7 protein-coding genes and 1 pseudogene are annotated in these 12457 nt (G+C 44.7%); 2 read left to right on the top strand and 6 right to left on the bottom strand.

The features are described 5' to 3' along the window. Positions 1-108: 108 nt before the first annotated feature. A pseudogene (locus QUA23_RS10275) lies at positions 109-720 on the bottom strand (Uma2 family endonuclease). A 128-nt stretch (positions 721-848) separates the two neighbouring features. Between QUA23_RS10275 and QUA23_RS10280 the strand changes: the two are divergent. Together QUA23_RS10280 and QUA23_RS10285 are read left to right on the top strand one after the other, a co-directional pair. Continuing rightward, on the top strand, positions 849-2363 hold the full coding sequence (locus QUA23_RS10280) for an NADH-quinone oxidoreductase subunit M (protein WP_333074784.1): 1515 nt from the start codon (positions 849-851) through the stop codon (positions 2361-2363). Positions 2364-2537: 174 nt separating this feature from the next. Beyond that, on the top strand, positions 2538-3704 hold the full coding sequence (locus tag QUA23_RS10285) for a CO2 hydration protein (protein ID WP_333074782.1): 1167 nt from the start codon (positions 2538-2540) through the stop codon (positions 3702-3704). A gap of 348 nt (positions 3705-4052) precedes the next feature. Here QUA23_RS10285 and QUA23_RS10290 read toward each other — a convergent pair whose 3' ends face one another. The 5 genes from QUA23_RS10290 to QUA23_RS10310 form a co-directional block, all read right to left on the bottom strand. Then, positions 4053-4772, bottom strand: a complete 720-nt coding sequence (locus tag QUA23_RS10290; protein ID WP_333074780.1) for a PHP domain-containing protein — start codon at positions 4770-4772, stop codon at positions 4053-4055. Positions 4773-5169: 397 nt separating this feature from the next. Then, positions 5170-7575: a bifunctional serine/threonine-protein kinase/ABC transporter substrate-binding protein gene (locus tag QUA23_RS10295; protein ID WP_333074778.1), complete on the bottom strand. Its 2406-nt coding sequence runs from the start codon at positions 7573-7575 to the stop codon at positions 5170-5172. 172 nt (positions 7576-7747) lie between these two features. After that, the gene (locus QUA23_RS10300) at positions 7748-8509 is read right to left on the bottom strand and encodes a ZIP family zinc transporter (RefSeq protein ID WP_333074777.1); all 762 of its coding nucleotides are present in this window, start codon (positions 8507-8509) and stop codon (positions 7748-7750) included. Positions 8510-8662: 153 nt separating this feature from the next. Next, complete coding sequence (locus QUA23_RS10305) at positions 8663-10294, bottom strand: alpha-amylase family protein (RefSeq protein WP_333074776.1); 1632 nt, start codon at positions 10292-10294, stop codon at positions 8663-8665. Positions 10295-10737: 443 nt separating this feature from the next. Further along, complete coding sequence (locus QUA23_RS10310; protein WP_333074775.1) at positions 10738-11316, bottom strand: DUF3611 family protein; 579 nt, start codon at positions 11314-11316, stop codon at positions 10738-10740. Positions 11317-12457 lie beyond the last annotated feature (1141 nt).

The following is a 12457-nucleotide window of genomic DNA, read 5'->3' on the forward strand; positions in this document are numbered from 1 at the left end:
TCTGCTTTTGGTCTGATGTTATTTAATTTTTAACCCCTGATGAGGGCGGATGAACGCAGATAAACGCAGATGATTTTAGTCTGGGTTTGTCTGCTTTTTTATCTAGTTTTATTCAAAATCGAACGGCCACAATTCTGTCACTGGAACTTCCCAACCGGGCAAAAGTTCGGGAATTGAAATCATGTCGCCGTCTCTCAATACCACTGGCTTGGCTGTCGGAGTATAAATTGTTATTGTGCGCTTGTCTGGGTCGATTAATATTCCTACTTTGGCTCCGAGTTCGATGAATGATAAAATTTTTTATCGGAGGGGTTTGAGGCGATCCGACTGAGATTTGATTTCTACCACTAAGTCGGGAACAAGTTCGGCAAAATACCTTTTACTTTGTTTGAGGCGATCGGCTATTACAAAAGAAACATCGGGAGTTCTCAGATCGGAATTGGGGAGAATAAACCCGCCGCTAGATTCAAATACTCGTCCGAGTTTGCGAGGTTTGACCCAGTTCCCCCAAAGTCTGCCAAACTCTGCTCCTATTTCGCTCGATACAATGTCTGAGGGGCCCATAATGATAATCTTCCCCTCTACCAGTTCTAATTGGTAGTCTAGATTTGCTTCGCAGAGTATACCTTGTAGTTGTTCTAAGTCGGCAACTGTTAGGCGGGTGGAAGGATAAGCCGATCGAATTTGTAAATCTTCCCGGTCTTTAAGACTTGAGGTCATGGGACGGTTCCAAATACATCTGAAGCTATGTTAAAAAAAAAATCAGGCGATCGCTTTTATATGTAGTTGCTTTGCGTTAATGTTAAATATAGCTCTAAATACTGTGTAACAAAGGAAAGTTTTAATTGATGCTTAGTGCTTTAATCTGGATACCAATGTTGGCTGCTGCCCTGATTGGGCTCTGGCCCGGTTCAGTGAGTTCTAAAATAGTTCGGAATGTCGCGATCGCCATTGCGGGTATAACTTTTATTCTCTCGGTGATTTTGGCAGTTCAGTTTGATGCCAGTAGCAGTCAGTTGCAGTTTTCGGAATTCATTCCTTGGATAGATGTTTTGGGATTGAATTACAATCTCGGTGTTGATGGTTTGGCTCTGCCTTTGGTAATTTTAAATACTCTGCTGACAGGAATAGCTATTTACGCTACGGATGAGTCGATCCGCAGACCTCGACTTTATTATTCTTTGATTCTGTTAATTACTGGCGGCGTAACAGGAGCTTTTTTATCTCAAAATTTGCTGCTATTTTTCCTGTTTTTTGAGGTAGAATTAATTCCGCTTTACCTATTAATTGCGATTTGGGGAGGCGAGCGCCGGGGTTATGCTGCTACTAAGTTTTTAATCTATACTGCATTTGCGGGAATTGTGCTGCTGGCTGCTTTCTTGGGCACTGGTTGGCTTAGCGGTGCTTCGAGTTTCGATATGGTTGGTGCAGCGGGCGCATCGCATTTGCAAGGAGGATTGCCCTTGCCTTTGGTAAGGCAAATTGTTTTGCTGGCAGGGGTGTTGCTGGCTTTTGGTATTAAGATGCCTTTGGTGCCTTTTCATACTTGGCTGCCGGATGCTCACGTAGAAGCTTCGACGCCGGTTTCGGTGCTGCTGGCGGGGGTGCTTTTGAAGCTGGGAACTTATGGGATGCTGCGCTTTGGTTTGGGTTTGTTTCCCGATGCGTGGGCGGTGGCGGCACCTTGGTTGGCGAGTTGGGCTGTGGTCAGTGTGCTTTACGGGGCGAGTTGCGCGATCGCCCAAAAAGATATGAAGAAAATTGTAGCTTACAGTTCGATCGCTCACATGGGCTACATTTTGTTAGCTAGCGCCGCAGCTACTCCGATTAGTATGTTGGGAACTGTTTTGCAAATGGTTAGCCACGGTTTAATTTCGGGGCTGCTATTTTTGAGTGTCGGCGTTGTTTACAAAAAATCCGGCACCCGCAACATCGATGTGCTCAAAGGTTTATTCAATCCCGATCGCGGTTTGCCGATGATTGGCAGTTTAATGATCCTCGGCGTGATGGCAAGTGCGGGGATTCCGGGTTTGGCTGGATTTATTGCTGAATTTTTGATATTTCGGGGCAGTTTGCCAGTGTTTCCCGTGCAAACTTTGCTCTGCATGATCGGCACTGGTTTAACTTCAGTTTACTTTTTAATTATGGTCAACCGCGCCTTTTTCGGCCGCCTTTCGGATGTGGTGGTAAATTTGCCGCAAGTCCGCTGGCGCGATCGCATCCCTTCGCTGGTTTTAGCAATAATTATCGCCATCATGGGAGTGCAGCCGGGAGTTTTAGTTGCTTTGAGCGAAAAAACTGCGATCGGAATGGTAGCTAATGTGCCACCCCAAGTTAAAGTCATTGCTCAAAACTTGAAATAAAATATTCCATAGGTTCGTAGCATCGGACTTTAGTCCTATGGCAGTTTTCAATCCCATGAAATACAGCAGACGGCTGTAGGGACAAGGCACTGCCGTGTCCCTACCTCTTCCATTCATCAGTGTCTCCGTGTTCAAATCCGTGTCGTGCCTTCCTTCAATTAAGGTTAAATAAAAATGAAAAGTACCGTATTAAAACCCTCTTCCCATCCCCTAGCCGCATACATTGACCTCTTAGAATCAGGCAAAGCTTTACTGCCTGAGTCTACGGAAAATGTAGTTGAAGTTGTCGGCGTTCTGAAAAGTTATGGTATTGTTTTAGATGCCTATTCTCGCAATCTCAATTATATTGCAGAAGAACAGTTTTTAGTGCTTTTCCCATTTTTTAAATATTTCAACGGAGATGTGACTGTGCCCAAATTAATGCGCTATTTATGGCACGATCGCATTAATTTTGAGTATGCTGAGTATTGCATGAAAACAATGCTTTGGCACGGCGGCGGCGGTTTGGACAGTTATTTGGATTCCCCGGAATTTAGCAGTTTGGTCGAAAAGGCGATCGCGGCTAAATTGAAAGGCAATTTTTTCATGCAGGGACTCAACAAAATATTTCCTGATTTTTTGCCGGAACAAGTGCGGATGCTGGCTTACTACACTGCTCTCGGTCAGTTTTGGCGGGTAATGAGTGATTTGTTTATCGACTTATCTGATTCCTACGAAGCCGGGAAAATTAAGTCTATCGCTGAGGTAGTTGATTTTATCTTAGCAGGTTTGGTTAGCGCCGCGAGTCTGCCAATTACCTACAGCGTCAAGATTGGCGGTCAAGTCTACGATATCATTCCCGCATCGGCTAACTTGACATTTTTACCAGATGTAGCAGTGCCTTATGTAGAATCAATTTTCTTTCGGGGAACAGCTTTTTTTGGCACAGTTTCCTACAACGCTCAAGCTCATCAAATCCCGGAAGAACAAAGAGAATTTGCCTACGGGGCTTTGTTTGCTGACCCTTTACCGATTGGAGGTGCAGGGATTCCGCCAACTCAATTGATGCAAGATATGCGTCATTATTTGCCGGAGTATTTGCACGAAGTTTATCGCACTAGCTGTCGCGGCGAAGACGATGTGCGGGTGCAAATTTGTCAGAGTTTTCAAAAGTCGATGTTTTGCGTGACGACGGCGACTATTTTTGGTTTAGCACCTCATCCAATGAATACCTCAGATCCAGAGGAAAAGAAGGCTAATCGGGCTTATTTGGAAGGTTGGATGGATCGATTTGGGAATTCTCGCTTGGATTGGGCAAATCAGCCAACTAACCGGGCCTGTCAGTTGTTCCCAGAACGGTAAAAGGGCGACTGGTTTTTAGGGCGCAATGTCTCTCGGAGTTGCAACCATATTACCTGGTTTGGCAATTGCTTTATTTTGGAAGGCGAAAGCTCATCGTTGTGATCGAAATGATATCACATCCCGTCAAATAGCCGTTATAAGGAAAGTAGTGAAAACTTCAGTTCACAGATTTTTATGAGGACTGAAGTCCTCACTACCAAACAATTTTATAGTAGTCATTTTAGCGGACATAATATGACCTGATAAACTGTTTGTTTTCGGCTCAGTGTGATTGCTTTCATCAGAAATATATCCGCTAACGCTTAGACTGGTAATGACAGGATAAAGCACTTCTTATTTCCGAACTATCTAAATTCGGACTAGAAGACTCAGGCCGTGAGAGTCGGTGCCACAAGTTCCCAGCAAACCATAAGTTTCTGCTAAATCTTTGACTAAAGCAGTTTGTATGGGACTGGGTTTCCAAGGATTGGGATTACCGTAAGCATAGTAAATTTCTACACCGTCAATGCCGAAACGGGCTGCTTCTGGGATTAGTTTATCAGCAGTCGATCGATACCTGCAAGGATGTGCGAGAACTGCTAAACCTCCGGCTTCATGAATAGCCTCAATTACCCTGGCTGCTGAATAACAATAAGTGCCTTCAGTGCTTTTACCTCGTAGGTATGGTTTGAGACTGGGATGCTGCGGATCGAAGGCGTAACTGAGAATGTGTACCTCATTGTTGAGCAATTCGGCATTAATTTCAGCGCCTGTCCAAAGACTAGGTGCTTCGCTATTTTTGTCGGGATGGTTTAATTTCCAATTGTCCAGCCAAATTTGAGCTTTAACGTAGCCTTCGGTGCTGTGGTGGTCGGTGATAGCTAAGCCTTTGAGGCCGCGGGCTATGGCTTGTTCCATCAATTTCTCTGGCTGCAATCGCCCGTCGGAGTAGACTGTGTGCATATGAAAATTATAGGAACCCGGACAGCTATCGGCATCAATTGTCTGAAAGACTTGTTTGAGTGCTGAGATATTTTGGGCTTCTGGTTTGAGACTAGAACTTGTTGGGGAAGCGAGATTGACAGCCATAAGCGTTATTATAGAAAAAACTAACCTTGTTTAATATATCTAATAAATTGATATGTTGCACCTGTGGCAATAGTCGGCTGTAAGATTGAAAGATCTGGCGGATTGTTGCGTTCGGCACACGATATCAATTCACTCGCACATCTTGCACAATTCTCTATCCAGGATTTTATCGTCGGGTGGGGGCGGGTTTATGAGATTTTTGGTTTTAGGCAATTATTTTTGGTAAAACTCGTCCCGGACCGTTTGTTGACAATCCCACAAGATATCAATTACTCCCACATATTGCATGATGCTTAACAACGCTTTTCGGCCTGTTCGACAAAGAGTAATTTTTCTTGCGGGCTGGGCATCCTGCCTGCCCTTAAAAGGTTTGTTGACAATGCCACAACATATCAATTCAATCGCACTTTAAACCTGCGGCTGCGGCGGTGGGAAATTCGATCGGCACAAAGGTAAGGCCATATGTTGTTGTAGAACAGGGTACAATATGCGCTACTCGTTTGGGAGGATTTTTCCGATTTCCAGTCTTTGAGTCAAACTCAATTATACCCGTGGCTCCCTCGGCTTTAAAGTTTGGATCTGCTAAGGTTTTTTGCATTCCTTCGCGAGTGGGTTGCCCCTGCATTTCTAGGGCTTTAATCAGCGTCCGGGCGGCGTCGTAGGTTAAGGCAGAGCGAGTATTCACCGGGCCTCCCCATAATTTTTCCGCGTTTACAGGAAATTTTTTGTCAAAGCTTACTAGCGGATGCCAAAACAGGGATATTCCCAGTTTTTCAATAGACTTTAGCTCTTTTGCTACTTCTAACGTTCTCGGCTCGTACAGAGTCCAGGGCCCGACAATCCAATTGCGATCTCCGTTAGCTTTTATCATTTCGATCGCATTTTCCAGGGAATCAGTGACTTGACCGTCGGGAATGACAAGTAAGGCTGTTTTTCCGGCTTTCTCAACTTTTTGGATGGCTGCTTCGGCGTTAAAATTATTTTTAGATAAGTCGTAATAATTACTTAGCCTAAAAGTCGAGCCTCCTTTTGCTTCAAATTGCTTTTTGAATTCTTCCCACAAAGAAGCGCTAAACGGACTGTTGGGATTGTAAAATACTGCGACTTTTTTCTCACCTATCAAGAGCAGTTGATTTACTAAAGATTCAGCTTCTATGCTAGTTGTCGGAGCCGTCCGAAAGAAAAATTTTCGAGGTTTTCGCGTCAGTTCTTCTGTTGTGCTTCCCGGAGAAATGGCGATTAGTTGATTTTGATTGTAAATATCTACTGTTTCCACAGTCATGTCGCTGGTGTAGTGTCCGATAACTGCTAAAATATCGGGCTGAGCGACCAGATAATTAGCCCTTTGAACGGCATAGGATTTGATATTGCCATCATCAGCAATGATGACTTTGATGCCTTTTTTCCTAATAGCTTTTGGTTCAAGAAAGCCTTGACCGGGAAAATCTTTATTGTTCTCATTTGCAGCCAGAAGACCTAAATTAACTTCGGTTTGAGCTTGAGCAATGCCGCGCAGCAGTTCTTCGGCTAAATTTGCGTTGAGAATGCTGCCGTACTGATTGCGGCGGATAGGAACAACAATTGCGATCGTGTAATATTCTGCATTTATTGCCTTCAGCAAAGCATTGTTGATGTAAATTAAAGTTTCTGGATCTCTGCGGTCTTCCCGCCAGGACTGTTTGAGCAATTTTAAAGCTTCGGGATAATTTGAGTCTGCAAACTCATTGATTCCCCTTTGTTTTGACCACAGGGCGGAGGTTTGCACTAAGAGTTTTTCGCCGGAACTTACACCATCGGCGGAGGGTGTAGGCAACGTTGGTTGCGGGGAAATTCTGGGGATTAAAAATACGATCGCCCCAAAAGCCACAATTCCGGCAACGCCGAACAGCAGCCAACGCCAGCGCGATTGCAACTTCCGCGAAGTTTTGGGTAAATCGGGCCCTGCGACGATCGACAAATCCAAGTCTTGCAAAACTTCATCCACAGATTGGTAGCGGTCTTGAAAGTGGAAACGCACCATCTTGGTTAAAATATTTTTGAGCTTGTCGCTAACTTGTACCGCAGGACGATCGGGCGTCGAGTAATCCCAGACAATTTCCCCAGTTTCGGGGTCTTGCGGCAGATTGGTGGGACGTTGCCCGGTGAGAGCTTGGATAGCGATGATTCCGAGAGCGTAAATGTCGTTGTAGGGTTGCGGGAGAGAGCGCGGATTGTATTGTTCTGCCGGCATATAACCGCTGGTGCCGATCGCCTGCGATGTGAATATTTCACCTGTAGAGTTTGAGGTAAAAGTGCTGATTTCTTTGACCGCCCCAAAATCAATTAGAACAATTTTTTTATCTGTTTCCCGCCGCATTAAGTTAGCAGGTGTAATATCGCGGTGAATTATATTTTCTTGGTGGACACATTTTAATATTTCTAGAACTTCCCGCAACAAAGCAACGGTTTTTTTCTCATTCCCCCGATCGCCCGCAGCGAGTTCTTGACTGATCGGATGTCCTTGAACGTATTCTTGAACTAAATAAAAATGGTTGTTTTCTTCAAAGCGATCGAATAATTCGGGAATGCGCGAGTTCTTCCCTAGACGGCGCAAAGCGCTAGCTTCCCTTTCAAATCGCTTTCTTGCCATCTCCAAGACGTGGCGATCGTTCGATGAGGGAAAAGGAATTTCCTTAACAACGCACAGAAGATGATTTGGTTGGTTTATTTGTGCAGCCGTATAGGTTTTAGCAAACCCTCCCTGTCCCAACAAAGCGATAATTTTGTAGCTTTCGTGCAGGATCTGCCCTAAGTTGACGCACATAAATTTTCCAACACCTCTTGACCGACTGCGACCTTTAATGTGAATTATAAGCTTTTTTGTGGTTCGATACAGCTTGGCAAAATACCGAATTCATCTGTGTCTATATCAAAAACACTATAACTCTCAGTAATGAGCAATTCTACATTAGTGATGAGCGACCGCTAATTATCAATTATCTTTCTGCTAACTTACTGAGTACAAAAGCAGCTAAAAACCCGCAGACAGTAATTAGCCCAGCAAAATCGTGAGTTTCCTCGAATGCTTCGGGAATCATAGTATCTGAGATCATGGCTAAAATACCCCCTGCTGCTACGGCGGTAGTAGCGGCTATTACTTCCGCAGAAAAGCCGCTGAAAACCGTATATCCTAACAATGATGCGATACCGGAAATAACTGCGATCGCGCCCCAAACTCCAAAAATGTAACCGATCGATCTCCCTGCTTTTTTCATGCCGGCGGCGCTAGAGAGCCCTTCGGGAATGTTAGAGAGGAAAATTGCCGCTACTGTCACCCAACTGACAGCGCCTCCAGAAATCATGCTGACACCAACGACGATCGACTCCGGTATCCCGTCTAGCAGCGCGCCGAGGGCGATGGCTAATCCGCCATCGCCTGACTCTTTTTTAGCTGGGTGCAAAGTGCCCGATCGCTTGCGGTGTTTTGCTCCGTGTTGACTCAAAAACCAATTGGCGGTTGTGTAGACACCAGCGCCCCCCAAAAAGCCGATCGCCGTCGAGTCGAAACCGCCGCGCTTGTAAGCTTCATCCATCAGTTCAAAAGATAGCGCTGAAATCAGCACACCGGCGCCAAAAGCCATAATTGTCGCGATCGCGCGCTGGGGAATTCTGACAAAGTAACCCACCGCCGCTCCCAGTAGCAAGGCCGAACCCCCCACTAAACCCCAAAATCCTGCCTGCAACCACACTGGAAACATCAGCCGCACCTCAAAGGAAAAAATTTTTTATCCCCGCCTAAAAATTATATATAGGACTTACGGATGGGGGCCAGAAACCGCGTTGTTTACCTAATCTGCGAAGTACATTCCTAATCGTTAGAGTCGCTAGTGTTCTCATCAACATTAACTTTTTTACCCCAGGGTTCGATTGACTCGAAACCAGCGATAGCCGTAGGCTTCTAAGGGAATAGAGGGCGAGTCGGCACCGAGAGGTTCATACAGGCGATCGCCAAATAAATCGAACAGAGGGGTGTATTCGTGAGATTTCAGCGTAGCGGTACAAGGTTTGTCGGCTAAATTGTGCACAGCAATCACCGTCCTGCCTTGCCAGTCGCAGCAGTGGGCTAACACCGAGGGAGAGTCGGTTTCGAGAATGTGCCACTTGCCCCTACCCCACTCAGGACATTGCTTGCGGATGCTGATTGCACGTTCCATCCAGTTAATTAATGAGGCAGGATCGCGCTGCGCTGCGACGACATTGACTTGTTTGTAACCGTATTCTCCGTGGGCGATCGCAGGTCTGGCAAGGGCATCAGTTGCAGCCGTCGAGAAACCACCATTCGCTGCATCTGACCATTGCATCACCGTGCGGACGCTGCCTCGACCTTCCAGCGAAAGATCATCGCCCATGCCAATTTCTTCGCCATAGCGCAGCATGGGTGTACCAGGAAGAGTGAAAAGCAAGCTGTAAACCAGTTCAATCCGGCGGCGATCGCCTTTCATCATCGGTGGTAAGCGACGACGAATCCCGCGTCCGAAAATTTGCATAGTTTTCTCAGGGGCAAACGCTGCAAAAATTTCCTCTCGTTCTGATGAAGTAATGCGGTCTAGCGTCAGTTCATCATGGTGGCGCACAAAATTAAGCCACTGACAAATAGCAGGAATATCCGGTAAGGTTTTTAGTCCATCGCGCAATGCTGTGGATTCTTGACGCGCCAGGGCCAAAAACAGATGCTGGTTCAGCAAAAAGTTGAACAGGATGTGCATTCTGTCGCCCTTATCAAAGTAGATAGGAATTTGCTCGCGATCGACATTTGCTTCTGCCAGCAACACTGCATCACCCTGACGCGATGACACAAACTCTCTCATTTCTTCCAAGAAACCTCGCAGGCTTTCGGGGTCTGCACCTTCGATGCCAATTCCTTTAATTAAAAAGGGAACAGCATCAATGCGAAATCCAGACACACCCAGTTCTAGCCAAAAACCCATAATTTTGCAGATTTCTTCTCGTACCGCCGGATTGGCAATATTCAAATCAGGCTGTTCTTTATAAAAGTGATGCAAATAGTAAGCGTTTGCTTGTTCGTCGTACTCCCAAATACTGTCCTCGGCATCGGGAAACACCAGCATTTCAGGAGCAGTTTGGGGTGGATTTTCTGACCACACGTAGTAATTGCGATACTTGGAGTTTTTATCGCTTTTGGCTGCAACAAACCAAGGATGCTGATTGGACGTATGATTTACTACCAGATCGATCAGCACGCGAATTCCTCGTTCCCTTGCTTGGTGCATGAATTCGACAAAATCTCCCAGGGTTCCCAGTCGCGGATCGATGTTGTAGTAATCCATCACGTCGTAACCATTGTCCCGGTTAGGGGAAGGATAAAACGGCAGCAACCACAAACAAGTAATTCCTAGCGCGGATAAATAGTCTAGGCGGTTGATAAGTCCCTGAAAGTCGCCGACACCATCGCCGTCAGAGTCCATGAAGGTTTCAACATCGAGGGAGTAGACAATTGCGTTTTTATACCAGAGGTCTTTCATTGCAGTAAATTTCTTAATATAGAAACTGTGTAACATTGTTTTGTTCACACACCCGGTCACTAGATCGTTTAGGAATCTGAATGCCACGGGTATAGCTCATTCTTCGGAATATGAGCATCAGTTCTGTTTGTCCCAATTAAAAATATATCAATATAATAGATATAATAGATGAAATAATTATCAATATAATAAATAAGTTAGGTTTTTTTAATTACAAAATGGTCGATCGGGCTGACCACCATTAGCAGGAGCGATCGCTACCAACCAATTTCCGATTAGATGTTCATCCAAATAGCCAACTTGTTTAGTTTGTAGCTGCACTGTCTTCGCTCTCTTTCGCCAAGACAGTACACCAGCATAAACCTTAGTTAAATCGGTCAGCGCTCGTAAGTCCTGACGGCATAGGAGTTGTGTTTGCCTTTAGCGATCGCTAATTTTGCCAACTACTCTTCTACCCAATTGAGTAACCCAAGAGAAGTAACAGCTCCAAAAAAGTGAGCGCCAATCAGATTGACGTTGGCCATCGTCACAAAAATATCTAGGGAACGAATCACATTTTCTGGCGCATAAGCTGCCATCGCTTGGGGCTGACTAAGAGTTTTTGCTAGGACTACAGCAACTGTTTCTTCAGAAGCAACAAACGCGATTAATACCCCCACCAAACTAGAAACTAATCCAATCCGTAAGGTGTGAGTAATATGTTCTTTGCTGGGATATACCTGGGAATTTTCGGCGTGCAAAAGTCGCCCTAAAAGCCTATAGCGAAAATCCCAAAAAATTCTAAAGCACAGCAATAACAGACCAACTACCGCTAAAAATATGCCGAATCCAATACCTGCATTATTATTGGTTTGCTCGCTCATGTTGCGACCCAACATAGCAAATACTAAAACAATGCCGGAAATAGCACCCAAGAATAACTGTATCCAGAAGCTAAATCTACTAAACAAGCGAAAAGTTGCGACGAATTCAGTTTGCGTCAGCGGTTGCGACAAGGGTTCTGGTTGATTCAGTTGATTCATTATATACACCTTATTGCTGAATTGATCATGAAAGCAAACGACGTAAGAAATAGGTTCTGCTTGTCTTCCTGTCGCAAGCGATCGCCTTGTGGTTAGCTATTAGAGTTTTCCTGAAAAGTCAGTTAAGGGCAGGACAGGATGCCGGATCTTTGAGAACCGAATTCGGCAATTTCCGGTAAATAAAAGGTTGAACTCAACACCGGCACTGCCGTTGTGGTTGATTTGATTTTCCTCAAATCCTCCGGGTTCTGAACCATCAACTTCTTGCGACAATGGGAATTTACAGTCTTAAAAATCGCCTTAGACAAAACGTCTATTGTCTTTGTTCACCATCTCAAAATTTTGCTTCTATTCTCTATTTAATCTAACTAGCCCAACCTTGGCATCTGTCTGATGTTATAAGAAAATATCCATCTGATGGAAGATGATTGAGGAAAAATTTATGATAATGCTTTAAGTTAAGTGCGAGCGATCGGACTATTGGCCATAGATGCTTGATTCCCAACTCCGGCACTGGGGCGCATCCATTCTTACAACGTCCATAAGCTAGTTAGGGCAGTTATTGCAGATTCCCAACTATTCATATGCAAGTTGGGAGCTATTGGTTGCAAGCAAGATTACCCGGACAAATTTTTGACTCCCTTCCCAGTATTGACCATTTAACCCAACAAATTTAAACTATTTTTAGGTGAACCAATTCGCCTATTTATCTGTTGTATTCCTACTATCTAAGCCTGATTATCCATAGCTTATTAGTTATATTTTTGACCATAGTGGTGGTAAATTCTATGCCATACCGCCACGCAAATATCAAACTTTTTATCGCTTTTTACCGTCAGCGATCCGATGAAATTATCTCAAAATGCGAAGAGGGTTTAATGGGTTGGTTGGCAGGCATTGCATAAAGCATGAGTTTTAGTGCTATAGCAATCTTTGCAGAAGTCATAAATCTTTTAACCACCCCAACGATCCTCTTAGTAAGGGGAGTGAGTAAGAAATTCACAAATAATTTAGGCTTGCTATAATATTACGAGCATTATTGATTTGTTTGCTTGGCAAGTGCCACTGCTTTTTGTTAACGAAATTGTGGTATTTATATTCGCTTTCATTTCGTCTATTGGCGAAGTTTTAAGCGGACGCT

Origin of the sequence: Microcoleus sp. Pol1C5 (genome assembly GCF_036701115.1) — a bacterium.
Taxonomy (GTDB): Bacteria; Cyanobacteriota; Cyanobacteriia; order Cyanobacteriales; family Microcoleaceae; genus Microcoleus.